Raw genomic sequence first — 17275 nt, forward strand, 5'->3', positions numbered from 1 at the left:
AAACGGGCCGCGCCCGATCAGACGTGGCCCGCGGGGCTGATTTGGACGTGGGCAAGCCTAGCTCTTGGCTGGCTCTGCACCCGGGGCGCCGCTGCCGGACGTGCTGCCCGTGGGCATCTTGGCCTTGCCGCCGGTGGTCAGCGGATCGTCCTGACGCTGAACCGACCCTTCGAAATGGGCACCCGATTCGATGGCGATGGTCTTGTGGATGATGTCACCCTCGACCCGCGCGGTGGAGGTCAGACGGACCTTCAGGCCGCGCACGCGACCGACGATGCGGCCATGGATCACGACGTCGTCGGCCATGACCTCGCCCTTGACGGTGGCACCTTCACCGATCGTCAGCAGGTGGGCGCGGATGTCGCCGTCGACCTGACCCTCGATCTGGATGTCGCCGGTCGTCTTCATGTTGCCCGTGACCAGCAGGTCGGCGGACAGGATCGACGCGGGCGGCTTGGCCTTGGGGGCGCTGGCCTTGTAGTCGCTGCTGCTTGGGGCAGGGACGGGGGACGACGCGGGAACTGCGGGCGTCTCGGTGGCCTTGGGACCGGGTTCGTTGATCTTGGATTTAGAAAACATCTTGTCCAGCTTTTATGAAGGTCATCGGGTTCACGGCTGTTCCGCCGACGCGCACCTCGTAGTGAAGGTGTGGTCCGGTCGAACGTCCAGAATTTCCCATATCACCGATCCGCTCGCCGCGCGAGACCCTTTGACCGACCTTCACCTTCAAGGCGTTCAAATGGCCGTAACGGGTTTCGATGCCGAACTCGTGCTGGATCTTGATCAGGCGACCGTAACCAGAGGACCAGCCGGCATGAACGACAACACCGTCGGCCGTGGCATAAACGGGCGTCCCGATGGGGGCGGCAAAGTCGGTGCCTTCGTGCATCCGGCCCCAGCGCTTGCCGAACCCCGAGGTAAAGCGGAACGAGGCCTTGACCGGCACATCGAACGGCGCCTTTTCGGCGGCGATCCGGTAAAGGTTGATCTCGTCCAGACGGTTCAGAATGCCGTTGGCGCGGGCGGCGTCCGGGTCGGGCCCGCCACCCATGGTGGAAAAGGACAGCGGCGTCAGCGGGCCACCGGCGCCGGAATAGCCGCGGCGCACCTGCGTCAACATGTTGTCGGGGTTCATGCCAGCGGCCTTGAACATCTTCTCCAACGGCTCGACCGAGACGGTCATCGCCTCTTCCAGCTGGCGGAAGATGTCGTCGTTGCGGTCATGCAACTGGCGCAATTCGTTTTCCGTATCGGCCGCATGGTCGAGGGCAAAGCGCGCGTCCTCGGCGATCTTGTCACGCTCGGCGGCGGTTTCAGCCAATGCGGTGGCCAGCAGGTCGACGGTACCTTCCTGGGCTGCGGTCTGCGCTGCGGGTGTCGCGCTGCCCTCGCCTTCGGCCGTCAGGGCGGCCAGTTCCGTCGTCGCGGCCTTGCGCTGCTGCATGGTGTCGCGCAGCGTCGCCTGCACGACCTCCAGACCGGTTTCCAGCTCGCGGCGCTTATCCTCGGTCGCCAGAAGGTCGCTCTGCATGGTGGAAATCTGCGTCAGCGCTGCGCTGAAACGGGCCTGAGCGGCCACGGCCTCGGCCGCGCGGGCATCACGTTCTGCCGACAGGGCGTTCAGGCGCGCTTCATAGATCATCTGGTCGCGCTGCGCCTGTGCGCGAAAGTTGCCGCTGCCGATGCTGTCCATCAGCAGGATCGCGGTCGAAATGATGGTCCATCCCACGACGGCGGTGGCGACGGTCCAGCCAACCAACTGATGCGAGGGCCGCAGGCGGATGAAGCGGGTTTCCGAGTCGGAGCGGATGAACAGCCGACGTTCCGGGAATCGGGCCTCGAGGCGCGTGTGGATGGCCTGCGTCAGTCGTGATCTCATGCGATAAGCTCCTGTCCCGTCCCAATTCCAGCCCGGCAGGTCCCACCCTGTTGTCGTCCCGCGCTGTCAGCCGTCTAGACAGCCTGCGGCGCAGGTGCAACATTTTTGAAAAATATTGGAACAATTCGGGGACTTTAGGCAGGATCACGCCGACGCCGCGCGCGGTTCGCGCCGAGGCATTACAGCCTTTCCGACAGCGGCCAGTAGAAATCCGGCGGAAGGCCCGCTTCGGCCCTTTTTTCCTGATTGAACGGCGGCTTCAGCGTGCTGTGAAAATGCTGCCGGACAAGGGCGTGAAACACCACGACGGGGTCCAGATCGTGGCGTCCGCACAGAAAGTGGAACCATTTTGACCCGTAGGCCACGTGGTGCACCTCGTCCGCATAGATCACCTCCAGCGCCGCCACGACCGCAGAATCATCCGCCGCGCGGAAGATCTCGATCATGCCTGGGGTCACGTCGAGGCCGCGCGCCTCCAGCACCATGGGCACGACGGCCAGCCGCGCCATCAGGTCATGCGCGGTGTCCTGCGCCGCCCGCCACAGGCCCGCGTGCGCGGGCAATGCCCCGTAATGGCTGCCATGTGCTTCAAGACAGTCGCACATCAGGTTGAAATGCTTTGACTCTTCGTCGGCTGCCTTCACCCAGTCGTCAAAGAATCCGATGGGCAGGGCGGTGTCGGAAAACCGTGCAATGATGTCCCAGTGCAGGTCGACGGCGTTCAACTCGATATGGGCGACCGCGTGCAGCATCGCGATGCGGCCCTGCGGACTGCCGCGCTTGCGGCGCGGCATCTCGCGCGGATCCAGCAGTGCAGGGGCGGCAGGACGCGCCGGCGTCTCCGGCGGCTCTGCCTGACCTACGACCGGTCTCCCGTCCCCCTCGCGCGCCGCACGCCAAGACGCCGCGTGGCGGTGTGACAGGGCGGTCTTGGCCCGTCCGTCAGCGGTGCCAAGCACCTCCAGCGCCATCTGCGCGAGAGGCATCATGCCGGCATCCCCTTCTTCTGGTCGAAAATACTTCGGGGGTGCGGGGGCTGGCCCCCGCCGCCACCGGCGCGGCAGGCCGAACAGATCAAAGCTCGCGCACCGCGTCCAGCACCGCGCCTGCATGGCCCGGCACCTTCACCTTGCGCCAGATGCGCGCAATCGTGCCGTCCGGGCCGATCAGGAAGGTTGACCTTTCGATGCCAAAGTAGCTTTTGCCGTACATCTGCTTCTCGCCCCAGACGCCGTAACGCTCGCAGACGTCGCTATCCGCGTCCGACAGCAACGGAATGCCGATCTCGCGCTTGGCCACGAACTTGTCGTGCTTGGTCACCGGATCCTTGGACACGCCAAGGACCACGGCACCCGCCGCCGCGAAATCATCGCGTGACGCGGTAAAGTCCTGCGCCTCGGTCGTGCAGCCGGGCGTGTCGTCCTTGGGATAGAAATACAACACGACCGCCTTGCCCGCGAAATCGGACAGGTTCACGGTCGCACCGCCGTCGCGGGGCAGGGAAAAGTCCGGGGCGGTGTCGCCTTCGGACAACAGGGGGCCAGTTTCTGACAGCATGGTGATCCTCCTAACGGATACAAGGCGCGTTTCACGGGTTCAGTTCTAGCCCACAACGGGCAAAGATAAAGACCAAGAGGCCGAAAGCAGCGCATGACCGATCCCGACCCCGTTCAGCAGGCGACGCCGCCCAAGGCCAGGCGTGGGCGCACGCGCGGCCGCAGGCGTGGAAAGCGCTGGCACACGGCGCGCGTCGTGGCCTATCTGCTGACGCTGCCTGTCGTCTTCGTGCTGATGGCGGTCGTGATGATGTTCGACCGCGATATCACCGCGCCGCGCTGGGTCACGGACCAGGTCGCGGCGCGCGCGGGCGGCGTGCTGGGTGGCGGCACCGTCGGATTCGGCGATATCGCCGTCCGTCTGGGGCCTGACCTGCATCCCCGCATCCGGCTGATCGACACGGTGCTGGCCGATGCCGCTGGCCGTCCCTTGGCCCGTATCGCCGAGATCGACGCCACCATCAGCCCGCGCGGCCTGCTGTTCGACCGCACCGCACTGGTGCAGCGGGTGGCCCTGCGCGGCACCGCCGTGGCGCTGACTCGTGACGCGCAGGGGCGCCTGCAACTGGCGTTCAATCTGCCCGACGGAGACCGCGGTGCCTTGCTGGCGGACGGCCTGCCGGGGCTGGTGCGACAGCTGGACACCCTGCGCGACCGTCCCGCCCTTGCGGCGCTCGAAAGCCTGACGCTCGCCGGACTGGACATGACATATACGGACGCGCGGGCGGACCGGACGTGGACCGTGACCGATGGCGCCTTGCGTTTTGCCATCGACGCGGCGTCAACGAGCGCCGTGGCGGACCTTGCCGTCGAAGGCGCGGCAGGGCGGACCCGGCTGTCGCTCGCCCTCGACAGTCCGCGTGACAGCCTCGCCGCGCGGCTGTCCGTGCGCGTCGACGAGGCGCAGGCCCGCGATCTGGCCAGCCAGTCTGCCGCCCTGCGTTTCCTCGGCGCCATCGACGCGCCGCTGTCGGCCACGCTGGACACGGCCCTCGATCCCCAAGGGTTGCTGGGGCCGCTGGACGTCACGCTGAAGATCGGCGCGGGGGCCCTGCAACCTGCCCCCGGCACCATCCCCCTGCGGTTCGAGGGGGTGACGGCGGCGCTGTCCTACGATCCGGCGGGGCAAGAGCTGACATTCGACGACGTCGCCGTGGTGTCCGACTGGGGCCGCCTGCACGCAAGCGGACAGGCGCTGGCCCGCGATTTCAGCCGCGGCCTGCCAGAGGCGCTGGTCGGCCAGTTCACACTGAGCCAGATCGCGCTGACGCCGGACGACCTCTACCCTGCGCCGGTGACCATCGATCAGGCGGACATCGACCTGCGGCTGCGGCTGGACCCGTTCAGGCTGGACGTGGGGCAGGTAACGATCAGCGATCCGAACCTGCGCCTTGGGGTCGCGGGCCATCTGAATGCCACGCCGGAGGGCTGGGACGCTGCCCTCGACATCACCAGCCCTGCCTTGCAGACCGAGGATGTGCTGCGGCTGTGGCCCGCGCGGCTGCGCCCCGGCACGCGCAAATGGTTCGCCGACAATCTGCTGGCCGGTGGGATCAGCGATCTGACCGCCGGTTGGCGGATGCAGCCCGGGCAGAAGGCCCGGGTGGCGGCGGGCTTCGCCTATGAGGACGCCAGCGTGCGGTTCCTCCGTGAAGAGCCGCCCATTACCGACGGGGCAGGATTCGCCACGCTCAGCGACAATGCCTTCGTGCTGCGGCTGGACCGCGGGCAGGTCACCGCACCACAGGGCGGCGCGATCGACGTGGCAGGCTCAATCCTGCAGATCCCCGACATCACGATCAAGAATGCCCCGCTCAAGCTGAATATCGCGACCACCGGCAGCATCACGGCGACCCTTGCGGTACTGGACCAGCCACCCTTCCGCTATCTGTCGAAGGCAAACCTGCCGGTGACGCTCGCGGACGGCCGCGCGGCGGTGACGGCGCAGGTGGAACTGCCACTGCAGCGCAAGATCGGCCCGGGTGACGTCACCTTTGACGCCTCCGCGATCCTGACGCGGGTGCGTTCGGACACGCTGGTCAAGGGCCGCACGCTGGCGGGCAGCGATCTGGCCGTGGCGGTGGATCGCGGCGGATTGCGGATTACCGGGGATGCGACGCTGGACGGCGTGCCGGTGCGCGGCGATTTCACGCAAGCGTTCGGAAAGGGCGCGGCGCCCACACAGGTCGCAGGCCGGGTTACGATCACGCCGGACGCGCTGGACCGGTTCGGCATCGCCCTGCCGCCCGGATCGGTCACAGGCTCTGGCCCCGGACAGCTGACCGTGACCCTGCCGAAAGGCGAGGCCCCACGCTTCGCCCTGACCTCGACGCTCGAAGGTCTGGGTCTGTCGGTGCCGGCCATCGGCTGGTCCAAGGCCCGCGGAACGCCCGGCACGCTGGAGGTGTCGGGCGTGCTCGGCGCGCGTCCCTCCGTCGACAGCCTGAAACTCAAGGCACCGGGCCTGCAGGCGGTGGGCACCATCAGCCTGACCGATGCGGGCCAGTTGGACGCCGCGACCTTTTCCGACGTGAGCGTCGGCACTTGGTTCAATGGCCCTGTCACCCTGCGCGGCCGCGGTCAGGGTCGGACCGTCGGGGTCGCGGTGCGCGGTGGGACGCTGGATCTGGCCCGCGCCGATCTGGGCGGTGGCGGTGCGGGCGCCGGTGGCGGCACAGGCGAGGGCGCGCCGGTGCTGGTGCAGCTGGACCGGCTGACCATTTCCGATGGTCTTGCGCTGCGCAACTTCGCGGGCAACTTCAACACGGCGGGCGGCTTCAACGGCACGTTCACGGGTCTTTTCAACGGCAAGGCCGGGGTGGCGGGCGCGGTCTCTCCGTCAGAGGGACGCACGGCGGTCCGTATCCGGTCGGAGGATGCGGGCGCCGTCCTGCGGGCCGGACCGTTTCTGGAGGGCGCGCTGGGTGGCACGCTCGACCTGACGCTGGTCCCTGCGAATGCGGCCGGCAGCTTTGACGGCACGCTGGCGTTGCGGGGCCTGCGGGTGCGCGATGCGCCCGCCATCGCCGAACTGCTGGACGCGATCAGCGTGGTGGGGCTGTTGCAGCAACTGGACGGGCAGGGGCTGGCTTTCGATACCGTGGACGCCGATTTCCGCCTGACGCCGCAGCAGATCATCGTGACGGAATCCAGCGCCGTGGGACCGGGGCTTGGCATTTCGCTGGACGGGATCTACACGCTGGCCAGTCGCGCGGTGGACTTTCAGGGCGTCATCTCGCCCGTTTATATCCTGAACGGCATCGGCAGCCTGCTGACCCGCCGGGGCGAGGGGCTGCTGGGGTTCAACTTCACCCTGCGCGGCACGCCGGGTGCGCCGCAGGTCGGCGTGAACCCGTTGTCGATCTTCACCCCCGGCATGTTCCGGGACATCTTTCGCCGCCCGCCGCCGGTGGTCACGAACTAGGTCCGCGCCGGAAAGGGTGCCACATGAAACTCTCGGACTTCGATTTCGATCTGCCCGAAGGGCTGATCGCCACGCGCCCCGCACGGCCCCGCACCGCGGCGCGTTTGCTGGTCGCGACCCCTTCGTCGATCACCGACGCCACGGTGGCCGACCTTGGCGACTGGCTGCGCCCCGGCGACCGGCTGATCCTGAACGACACCCGCGTCATACCCGCACGTCTGGACGGTCTGCGCCACCGCAGCGGCGAGGCCGGCGATACCGCCGCTCGGATCGAGGTGACGCTGCTGCAACCCACCCCCGAGGGGCACTGGATGGCGCTGCTGAAACCGCTGAAGAAGGTCCGCGACGGCGAGGAGATCGTCTTTGGCGACATCCTGCGCGCCACCGTCACGGGCCGGGCAGAGGGGCAGGCCATCCTGTCCTTCAACCTGACCGGCGACGCGTTTGATGCCGCGCTGAACAGCGTGGGCGCCATGCCGTTGCCGCCCTATATCGCCGCCCTGCGCCCGGCGGACGAGGCCGACCGCACCGATTACCAGACCGCATGGGCGCGGCACACGGGCGCCGTGGCCGCCCCCACCGCCTCGCTGCACTTCGACGCGGACCTGCTGGACCGTCTGGCGGCCAAAGGCGTGCAGTTCACCCACGTCACGTTGCACGTCGGCGCGGGCACCTTCCTGCCGGTCAAGGTCGATGACATCAGCGAACACCGGATGCACAGTGAATGGGGGCAGGTGACCGCGCAGGCGGCGGAGGAGATCAACGCGACGAAGGCCGCCGGTGGCCGCATCATCCCCGTCGGCACCACCGCCCTGCGCCTGATCGAGACAGCGGCGACCGACGCTGGCGTGCAGCCGTGGGAGGGGCCGACGGACATCTTTATCACGCCGGGGTTCCGGTTCCGGGCCGCCGATGCGCTGATGACCAATTTCCACCTGCCGAAATCGACGCTGATGATGCTGGTCAGCGCCGTGATGGGTCAGGCGCGGATACGCGACATTTACAAACATGCGATATCCAGCCGATACCGCTTTTTTTCCTATGGCGACGCCTCGCTTTTGCTGCCAGAGGGCGATGCGTGACAAAGCCGACACGACCGTGTCGTTTTCCATCCTGACGGGCACCGGGTTGCACCGTTAGACGACCCTGAACGAAGCCCCGAAAGGCCCCCCGCGATGATACAGGTTCTCGGCTCTTCCTGGGCATTGTTCCTTGGCATGTTCATGCTGATGATCGGCAACGGTCTGCAAGGCACCCTGCTGGGCCTGCGCGGAGAGTTGGAGGGATTCAGCACGCTGGAACTCTCTGTCGTCATGTCGGGCTATTTCGTGGGATTCCTGTTCGCGTCCAAGATGGCGCCAGAGATGATCCGCCGGGTCGGGCACGTCCGCGTCTTCGCCGCACTCGGTTCGACCATTTCCGCCGTGCTGATCATGTATCCGGTGCTGGCCGATCCGATCTCTTGGACGCTGGGCCGCGTCGTCATCGGGTTCTGCTTCTGCGGCGTCTACGTGACGGCGGAAAGCTGGCTGAACGATGCCTCCAGCAACGAGACGCGGGGGCAGGCGCTGTCGCTTTACATGATCGTGCAGATGGCGGGCATCGTGACCGCGCAGTTCATCATCACCCGCGGCGACGTGTCGGGCTTTGTGCTGTTCATCGTGCCGTCGGTGCTGGTGTCGATGGCCTTCGCGCCGATCCTTTTGTCGATTAAGCCGACGCCGGCCTTCGGCCGTATCAAGCCGATGAATATCAAGCAGTTGATCGGCGCGTCGCCACTGGCCGCGGTCGGCATGTTCCTGTTGGGCGGTGTCTTTTCGGCGCAGTTCGGTATGTCTGCGGTGTATGGCGCGCGGGCAGGGTTCAGCGTCGGGCAGATATCTCTTTTCGTTTCGGCGATCTATCTGGCGGCACTGGTGGCGCAATATCCGATCGGCTGGATTTCGGACCGGCTGGACCGCCGCATCCTGATCATCGCCGTCGCCCTCGTGGGCGGTTTCGGGTCGATGGTGGCAGGCTTCTTCCCGGCTTCCTATACGCTGGCTGTCGTCTCTGGCGCACTGGTCGGCGGCACGTCGAACCCGCTTTACGCGCTGCTGATCGCCTACACCAACGACTACCTTGAAAAAGAGGATATGGCCGCCGCATCCGGCGGGCTTTTGTTCATCAATGGGGTCGGCGCGATCATGGGGCCGATCACGCTGGGTTACATGCTGGATGGCATGGGGCCGCGCGGATACTGGGTGTTCCTGTCGGTGCTGATGATCGGCGTGGGGCTTTACGGCATCTACCGGATGACGCGGCGCAGCCGGGCGGACATGCCGCTGGATACCACCAGCTATGCCAACTTGCCGATGACCACGACGCCGGTCGCGGCCCAGTGGGCGCAGGAGGTCTATAGCGACGCCGCCGACAGCGACGCGGCCACGGCTGCGAAGGATCCCGCCACAGCTGCGGAATAAGGCTTGTCATGGGATCGGGGCTCTGTTTTTCTGTCATAAATCGGGCCGGTTGAGGAGCGCAACGCCATGAAAACCGCACAGGATGTTCTGAGCTTCTGGCTCGACGAGGTCGCCCCCGCCGACTGGTATCGGCAGGATGACGCACTGGACGCAAAAATCCGCGAGACCTTTGCAGAGACGTGGGAACGCGCCGCTGACGGGCATCTGGGCCTGTGGCTGACCTGCCCGAGCGAGGCGCTGGCCTATATCATCCTGACCGACCAGTTTCCGCGCAACATGTTCCGCGGCAGCAGCGAGGCGTTTTCGACCGATCCGCTGGCGCGGGCGGCGGCCAAGATGGCCGTAGACCGCGACTGGGATCTGCGGATCGACCCGCCGGCGCGGCAATTCTTTTATCTGCCGCTGATGCATTCCGAAAACCTCGCGGATCAGGACCGGGCCGTCCGCCTGTTCCACGCCCGCATGCCCGATGACGGCGCCGACAATCTGGATCACGCCCGCGCGCACCGTGCGGTGATCCGCAACTTCGGCCGGTTTCCGCACCGCAACGAGGCCTTGAGTCGCCCGACGACGGCGGCAGAGCAGACTTTCATGCAGGACGGCGGCTACGGTGCGATGCTGCGACAGGTGCAGGCCGAAACGGCCTGACTGCCACCTCTGGTCATCGGCCGCGAAATGGTTCAGTATTAAACCAGTTTTCAACGGACCCGCAGGAGAGACCTCATGGCCGCACAGAACTTCGACGTGATCGTGATCGGCGCGGGCCCCGGCGGCTATGTCGCGGCGATCCGTGCCGCCCAACTGGGTCAGAAGGTCGTGATCGTCGAACGCGAGCACATGGGCGGGATTTGCCTGAACTGGGGTTGCATCCCGACCAAGGCGCTGCTGCGGTCGTCCGAAGTGTTCCACCTGATGCACCGGGCCAAGGAGTTCGGCCTCTCCGTGGAGAAGCCCTCCTTCGACTTGGCCGCCGTCGTGGCACGGTCGCGCAAGGTGGCGGGGCAGCTGTCGGGCGGCATCGGCCACCTGATGAAGAAGAACAAGATCACGACCGTGATGGGCACCGCCACGATCACTGCCAAGGGCAAGGTCAGCGTCAAGACCGACAAGGGCACCGAAGAGCTGACGGCCAAGAACATCGTCCTCGCCACCGGCGCGCGCGCCCGCAACCTGCCGGGGCTGGAGGCGGACGGCGATCTGGTCTGGGCCTACAAGGATGCGCTGAAGGCGTCCCGCATGCCAAAGGACCTGCTGGTCATCGGGTCCGGTGCTATCGGGATTGAATTCGCCAGCTTCTTCAACACGATGGGGGCCAAGACCACCGTGGTCGAGGTGATGGACCGCATCCTGCCGGTCGAGGACGCCGAAATCAGCGCCTTTGCCAAGAAGCAGTTCGTCAAGCAGGGCATGACGATCATGGAAAAGGCCATCGTCAAGCAGCTCGACCGCGACCCCAAGGCGGGCAAGGTCACGGCCCATATCGAGGTTGGCGGCAAGATCGAGAAGAAGGTCTTTGATACCGTCATCAGCGCCGTGGGTATCGTCGGCAATGTCGAAAACCTCGGTCTGGAAGCGTTGGGCGTCAAGATCGACCGGACCCATGTCATCACCGACGAATACTGCCGCACCGGGGTCGAGGGGCTTTATGCCATCGGCGATATCGCCGGCGCACCCTGGCTGGCGCACAAGGCCAGCCATGAGGGCGTCATGGTAGCCGAACTGATCGCTGGCGGCCATCCGCACCCGGTCAAACCCGAAAGCATCGCCGGCTGCACCTATTGCTATCCGCAGGTCGCCTCTGTCGGCTATACCGAGGCGAAAGCCAAGGAGCTCGGCTATGACATCAAGGTCGGCAAGTTCCCCTTCATCGGCAACGGCAAGGCCATCGCGCTGGGCGAACCCGAAGGCATAATCAAGACCATCTTCGACGCCAAGACCGGAGAGCTGCTGGGCGCCCACATGGTCGGCGCAGAGGTGACAGAACTGATCCAAGGCTACGTCGTCGGCCGTCAGCTGGAAACGACGGAAGAAGACCTGATGAACACCGTCTTCCCGCATCCGACCCTTTCGGAAATGATGCACGAAAGCGTGCTGGATGCCTTCGATCGCGTGATCCACATGTAAGTTGGGGCAGGGTCGGGCGCAGGTCCGACCCTGATCTTGCAGGCCTCAGTTGCGCGGCAGGGTATGGATCAGGGCATTCACCAGTTTCGGTGCTTCGGCGATGGCATACTGGCAGTTGCCGACGCGCCATCCAGTCTCGGCCAAGTGCAGTTCAGTCAGCGCAGGGAAGGGGCGCAGGACAAGTTGCGACCCACAGAGTACGCGGCTTTCGTAGTGCGATTGCACCAGCGTCGATGTGACGAACGTCGCGGCCGTGCAGTGCCGTTCCAGCAGTGTCACCCCCATGTTCATGTAGGTCTCTCGTACCGCATGAAATATCGACAGCAGCTCTGTCACGTTGTGGATGACGACATGCCCTTCGAAGGTGTGGACCGTATGCGGATAGATGAAACTTGCTGCGAAATCATCCGGATCATTGTCGAGGATCGCGTGTCCTGTGCGGTCCAGAAGGGCCTGCGAGATCTCTCGCGGATCGGTATTTGCTGCTGTCATGCCTGTCGTGATGTCCATGACCTATCCTTTCCAGACCGCTTCAAATGATCTGCGGCAGACGGCCAGATCGGCAAAAATCAAACGCACTGACATCTTCGTCAGTCCTTCGCGTTGCCTTAACTGTTCGTCCCATTGCCAACACGAGGATCGTTCCTCCGGCACCGCGCGCATCAACCGCGTGATATCAATGCGCAGGCAACGGCATCTGTAGGACAGCCGTTGCACGGTCCAATGAGTAGAGAGACATCACCTGTCAGCATATAAGTCCGGTTTATTTAATAATTAAAATCTATTAACCAAATTTTAACGTGTGGTGGGCCGTCTGGCAAGGTGGCTGCCTATTCTTCAGGCTTTGACGACGACATAAGGCAGGCCGAATGTCGTCATCCTCCGCGACAAACAAAGCATGTTCATTCTTTGTTCATTTCTCGGACTGGCGAAATCCGGCGAAACCTCTATCTAAGGGGTCGGTATGCCTGTGGGGACGATATGGCCGAACTGAAGAACATCGAAGTCCGCGGCGCGCGCGAACACAACCTCAAGAACATCGACGTGGATATCCCCCGCGATAAGCTTGTGGTCATCACCGGCCTGTCGGGGTCCGGCAAGTCGTCGCTGGCCTTCGACACGATCTATGCGGAAGGGCAGCGCCGCTATGTAGAGTCGCTGTCCGCCTACGCACGGCAGTTCCTCGACATGATGGAAAAGCCGGATGTGGATCACATCAGCGGCCTGTCGCCGGCCATCTCGATCGAGCAGAAGACGACCTCCAAGAACCCGCGTTCCACCGTCGGCACGATCACGGAAATCTATGACTACATGCGCCTGCTGTTCGCCCGCGCCGGCACGCCCTATTCCCCCGCAACAGGCCTGCCCATCGAGGCGCAGCAGGTGCAGGACATGGTCGACCGCGTCATGGCGATGGAGGAGGGGACCCGCGGCTATCTGCTGGCCCCGATCATCCGCGACCGCAAGGGCGAGTATCGCAAGGAATTCCTCGACCTGCGCAAGCAGGGCTTTCAGCGCGTGAAAGTGGACGGTCAGTTCTATGAACTCGACGAGCCGCCCACGCTGGACAAGAAATTCCGCCACGACATCGACGTCGTCGTTGACCGGATCGTGGTGCGCGAGGGGTTGGAAACGCGTTTGGCGGATTCCTTCCGCACGGCGCTGGACTTGGCCAACGGGATCACCGTTCTGGAAATCGCAGCCCCCGCTGGCGAGGAGGGTGCCGAGGCCGTGGAGCCCGAGCGGATCACTTTTTCCGAAAACTTTGCCTGCCCGGTGTCCGGCTTTACCATTCCCGAAATCGAACCGCGGCTGTTTTCCTTCAACGCCCCCGTCGGCGCCTGTCCGGCCTGCGATGGCTTGGGAGTAGAGCTGTTCTTTGACGAACAACTCGTCGTGCCGGACGTCACTCTGAAAATCGCGGACGGCGCGCTGGCGCCGTGGCGCAAGGGCAAGTCGCCCTATTTCCTGCAGACGATCGAGGCGATTGCCAAGCACTACGGCTTTCCCAAGAACGCCCGCTGGAAAGATCTGGACCCGAAGGTGCAAGAGGTCTTTCTGCGCGGGTCCGGCAAGGAAGAGATCAAGTTCCGCTATGACGAGGGCGGTCGCGTCTATCAGGTCTCGCGTCCCTTCGAGGGCGTGATCCCCAACATGGAACGCCGCTACCGCGAGACCGACAGCAACTGGATCCGGGAGGAATTCGAGCAGTTCCAGAACAACCGTCCTTGCGGTGTCTGCCAAGGCTACCGCCTGCGCGAAGAGGCCCTTGCGGTCAAAATCGGCGGGTTGCACGTCGGCCAGATCGTGCAGCTGTCCATTGCCGAAGCCTATGACTGGTGCCTTGCCGTGCCGGACCAGTTGAGCAAGCAGAAGAACGAGATTGCCAAGGCCATCCTGAAAGAGATCCGAGAGCGTCTGGGTTTCCTGAACAACGTCGGTCTCAACTATCTGACGATGGCGCGGAATGCAGGCACCTTGTCGGGTGGTGAAAGCCAGCGGATCAGGCTTGCGTCACAGATCGGGTCCGGTCTGACAGGCGTGCTCTATGTGCTGGACGAACCCAGCATCGGGTTGCACCAGCGCGACAACGACCGGCTGCTGACGACGCTGAAGAACCTGCGCGATCAGGGCAACACGGTGATCGTCGTCGAACATGACGAGGAAGCGATCCGAGAGGCGGATTACGTTTTTGATATCGGTCCAGGGGCGGGCATCCACGGCGGCAATGTCGTCGCCAAGGGCACGCCGGCCGAGATCATGGCCGATGCGAACTCCATCACCGGCATGTACCTGACCGGCAAGCGCGAGATTTCCGTGCCCGCAACGCGGCGCAAGGGCAATGGCAAGAAGCTGACCGTGGTGAAGGCGACGGGCAACAACCTGCACGAGGTCACGGCAGATTTCCCACTCGGTAAATTCGTCTGCGTGACCGGTGTCTCTGGCGGCGGTAAGTCGACGCTGACGATCGAGACGCTGTTCAAGAACGCCGCGATGAAGCTGAACGGCGCGCGGCAGGCGCCCGCGCCGTGCGAGACGATCAAGGGATTCGAGCACCTCGACAAGGTGATCGACATCGACCAGCGCGCCATCGGGCGCACGCCGCGGTCGAACCCTGCCACCTATACCGGCGCCTTTACCCCGATCCGCGACTGGTTCGCGGGCCTGCCAGAGGCGAAGACCCGCGGCTACAAGCCCGGCCGCTTCTCATTCAACGTGAAGGGCGGCCGGTGCGAGGCCTGTCAGGGCGACGGCGTCATCAAGATCGAGATGCACTTTCTGCCCGACGTCTATGTCACCTGCGAGACCTGCAAGGGTGCACGGTACAACCGCGAAACGCTGGAGGTGAAGTTCAAGGGCAAGAGCATCGCCGATGTCCTTGATATGACTGTGGAAGACGCGCAGGAATTCTTTACCGCCGTCCCCTCGATCCGGACCAAGATGGACGCCCTGGTGCGTGTCGGTCTCGGCTACATCAAGGTCGGCCAGCAGGCGACGACGCTCTCGGGCGGCGAGGCGCAGCGGGTCAAGCTAAGCAAGGAGCTGGCGCGGCAGTCGACCGGGCGCACGCTCTATATCCTTGATGAACCGACGACGGGTCTGCACTTCGAGGACGTCCGTAAGCTGCTGGAAGTGCTGCACGAACTGGTGGATCAGGGCAATTCGGTCGTCGTGATCGAACACAACCTCGACGTCATCAAGACGGCGGACCACCTGATCGACATCGGCCCCGAAGGCGGCGACGGCGGTGGCCGGATCGTGGCCGAAGGCACGCCCGAAGAGGTCGCCGAGGTCGAGGCGAGCCACACGGGGCGCTACCTCAAGCCGATGTTGCAGGCCAAACGCGTCGCGGCTGAGTAGGCGCGCGCGGCGCCCACAGGGGCCTCGCAGGTGCATTTGGCTTCGCAAAATCACCGGCGCGGAAGTTAACCTCGTCAGATGAAAGGGATGCGCGGCACATGTGTCGCGCATCCCTTTCCGTTTCAGACCGCGCCGAGGATGCGGATCAGCTGCAGCATGTCATAGGACTGGTCCGGCAGCGCGATGATCTGGTTGTCCAGCACCGAATAGTTCTGCCCGGCCGCGAGGGCCGGCAGCCCGTAGCGTGTCACCAACTGGTCCTGTGTCAGCGCGGCGTCGGGGGCGATCACTACGCCATCGGCGAGGGTGGGACGCTCGGCCAGGCTGTTGAGCGTCAGAAGGCGGTTATAATCCGCATCATTCAACTGCACGGGGCGTCCGTCGATGACGGCGTAGCGATAGCCATCCGGGGCAGGTGCGAGGCCGAAGATATCGGCGATGCGCTCTTGCGTCAGATCCAGCGGCACGGTCGTGTTCACCGTCGGGACATCGGTGAAACGGTCGTCGAGCAGGCCGCGCAGGGCCTGTTGGTCATAGCTGGCCCAGTCGTTGAAACCGACGCCCTTTTTGGCAAGGCCCGGCGGGACACAGGGCGGATCCTTTTTCGCCAGACCCGGCGGGCAGTTGGCGATGGATTGCAGATCCTCGTCGGTGATCGTCGCGAAATCGACATCGGGCGTCAGATAGATGACGCCGTTTGCCGCCGTCAGGCCGGTCACGGTACGCAAGAGCGCGTCCGTGACGTCGTTACTCTTGCGGGGGTTGGCGTGCCCGGCGTCGTTGCGACGACCTGCATCCTCTGCCGCACGATCGTTGCCGCGATCGCCCTTATTGTCCTTGTCGGCTTTCTTGCCGTTGCTGTTTCCATGGCCGTTTCCGTTGCCATGACCATTGCCGGCGTTCTGCACGACATGGCCCTTGCCGTTGCCTTTGCCGTTCCCCTTGCCTTGCGCGTCCGCCATGGCGGGCAGGGCAAGCAGGGCGGCAACGGCAACAGATGTAATAAGAAGTTTCATGGTGATGACCTTTTGTCGGTTTCACCTGAAAAACGAACGAGCGGGTCCTGCCGTTCCGGTCACATCGCGATGATCGGCGCTTATCCGCGCGACCTTCCGCTGAACCGCGGCAGCATGGCCGAAAAGTCGCGACCCGCGCCGTCCTCTCTGTTGACGAAACGGTCGTAAAGCGCGCGCGCCGCCTCGCCCAGCGGCGTGTCGGCGTCGCAGGCGCTTGCGGCCGCCTGTGCCAGCGTCAAGTCCTTCAGCATCAGGTCCGCCGCGAAACCGGGCTTGTAGTCGTTGTCGGCGGGTGAGGTCGGGCCGACGCCGGGGGCCGGGCAATAGGCATTCATGCTCCAGCTTGACCCCGAAGAGGTGCTGACCACGTCGAACATCGCCTGCCGGTCGAGGCCGAGGCGGTCGGCGAGGTTGAACGCTTCGCAGGTGGCGATCATGGTGACGCCGAGGATCATGTTGTTGCAGATCTTGGCGGCCTGACCGTTGCCCGCATCGCCGCAATGCACGACCTTCTGCCCCATCACGTCGAACAGCGGCTTGCAGGTCTCGAACGCCGCCTGCGATCCGCCCGCCATGAAGGTCAGCGTGCCGTTCGTGGCCCCGCCGATACCACCGGACACGGGGGCGTCGATGGCGGAAAGTCCAGCTTCCTCCGCCGCTTGTGCGACGAAGCGGGCGGATTCGACATCGACGGTGGAACAGTCGAGGTGGACAGCACCCGGCTGCATCGCCGGGTGAATCTCGGCCGCGACGGTGCGCAGGATGGCACCGTTCGGCAGCATGGTGATGACGACATCGGCCCCTTGTGCCGCGGCAGCGGCGCTGTCGGCCATGGTCAGGCCGTCCGGTTTTGCCAAGGTGTCAAAGCCGGTCACGTCGTGGCCCGCCTTGATCAGGTTCGCCGCCATGGGCGCGCCCATGTTGCCAAGGCCGATGAATGCGATCTTCATGTG

At 64.7% G+C, this 17275-nt stretch carries 13 protein-coding genes; 6 read left to right on the forward strand and 7 right to left on the reverse strand.

Annotation, left to right across the window (positions count from 1 at the left end; translation table 11 throughout):
• Positions 1-57 precede the first annotated feature (57 nt).
• The 4 genes from GLR48_RS11940 to bcp all read right to left on the reverse strand — a co-directional run bounded on the left by GLR48_RS11940 (position 58) and on the right by bcp (position 3436).
• Entirely contained in the window at positions 58-579 is a 522-nt protein-coding gene (locus tag GLR48_RS11940; protein ID WP_237061680.1) for a bactofilin family protein, read from the reverse strand.
• Positions 569-1879 carry a M23 family metallopeptidase gene (locus tag GLR48_RS11945; RefSeq protein ID WP_237061682.1) on the reverse strand — a complete coding sequence of 437 codons (1311 nt, stop codon included), beginning with the start codon at positions 1877-1879 and terminating at the stop codon, positions 569-571. The genes GLR48_RS11940 and GLR48_RS11945 overlap by 11 nt, the downstream gene beginning before the upstream one ends.
• A 179-nt stretch (positions 1880-2058) precedes the next feature.
• Positions 2059-2868, reverse strand: a complete 810-nt coding sequence (locus tag GLR48_RS11950; RefSeq protein ID WP_237061683.1) for a ferritin-like domain-containing protein — start codon at positions 2866-2868, stop codon at positions 2059-2061.
• A gap of 85 nt (positions 2869-2953) precedes the next feature.
• Positions 2954-3436 carry a thioredoxin-dependent thiol peroxidase gene (gene bcp / locus GLR48_RS11955; RefSeq protein ID WP_237061685.1) on the reverse strand — a complete coding sequence of 161 codons (483 nt, stop codon included), beginning with the start codon at positions 3434-3436 and terminating at the stop codon, positions 2954-2956.
• A 93-nt stretch (positions 3437-3529) separates the two neighbouring features.
• On the opposite strand from bcp, the gene GLR48_RS11960 reads away from it, so the two are divergent.
• The 5 genes from GLR48_RS11960 to lpdA all read left to right on the forward strand — a co-directional run bounded on the left by GLR48_RS11960 (position 3530) and on the right by lpdA (position 11445).
• Positions 3530-6859: a YhdP family protein gene (locus tag GLR48_RS11960; protein ID WP_237061687.1), complete on the forward strand. Its 3330-nt coding sequence runs from the start codon at positions 3530-3532 to the stop codon at positions 6857-6859.
• Between the two features lie 23 nt (positions 6860-6882).
• On the forward strand, positions 6883-7941 hold the full coding sequence (queA, locus tag GLR48_RS11965; protein WP_237061689.1) for a tRNA preQ1(34) S-adenosylmethionine ribosyltransferase-isomerase QueA: 1059 nt from the start codon (positions 6883-6885) through the stop codon (positions 7939-7941).
• Positions 7942-8034: 93 nt separating this feature from the next.
• Positions 8035-9321: an MFS transporter gene (locus tag GLR48_RS11970; protein ID WP_237061691.1), complete on the forward strand. Its 1287-nt coding sequence runs from the start codon at positions 8035-8037 to the stop codon at positions 9319-9321.
• 66 nt (positions 9322-9387) lie between these two features.
• Complete coding sequence (locus GLR48_RS11975) at positions 9388-9969, forward strand: DUF924 family protein (protein WP_237061693.1); 582 nt, start codon at positions 9388-9390, stop codon at positions 9967-9969.
• A gap of 75 nt (positions 9970-10044) precedes the next feature.
• The gene (lpdA, locus tag GLR48_RS11980; protein WP_237061696.1) at positions 10045-11445 is read left to right on the forward strand and encodes a dihydrolipoyl dehydrogenase; all 1401 of its coding nucleotides are present in this window, start codon (positions 10045-10047) and stop codon (positions 11443-11445) included.
• A gap of 45 nt (positions 11446-11490) precedes the next feature.
• Here lpdA and GLR48_RS11985 read toward each other — a convergent pair whose 3' ends face one another.
• Positions 11491-11955 carry a hypothetical protein gene (locus tag GLR48_RS11985; protein ID WP_237061698.1) on the reverse strand — a complete coding sequence of 155 codons (465 nt, stop codon included), beginning with the start codon at positions 11953-11955 and terminating at the stop codon, positions 11491-11493.
• A 471-nt stretch (positions 11956-12426) separates the two neighbouring features.
• Here GLR48_RS11985 and uvrA point away from each other — a divergent pair, with 471 nt between their 5' ends.
• A complete protein-coding gene (uvrA, locus tag GLR48_RS11990; RefSeq protein WP_237061701.1) occupies positions 12427-15306 on the forward strand; it encodes an excinuclease ABC subunit UvrA in 2880 nt (959 codons plus the stop codon).
• Positions 15307-15428: 122 nt separating this feature from the next.
• On the opposite strand, the gene GLR48_RS11995 is transcribed toward uvrA, so the two are convergent.
• Complete coding sequence (locus GLR48_RS11995; protein WP_237061707.1) at positions 15429-16322, reverse strand: hypothetical protein; 894 nt, start codon at positions 16320-16322, stop codon at positions 15429-15431.
• Between the two features lie 80 nt (positions 16323-16402).
• Positions 16403-17272, reverse strand: a complete 870-nt coding sequence (gene mmsB / locus GLR48_RS12000) for a 3-hydroxyisobutyrate dehydrogenase (RefSeq protein WP_237061709.1) — start codon at positions 17270-17272, stop codon at positions 16403-16405.
• Positions 17273-17275: the final 3 nt, after the last annotated feature.

The sequence above is a fragment of the Loktanella sp. M215 genome, assembly GCF_021735925.1.
Classification (GTDB): domain Bacteria; phylum Pseudomonadota; class Alphaproteobacteria; order Rhodobacterales; family Rhodobacteraceae; genus Loktanella.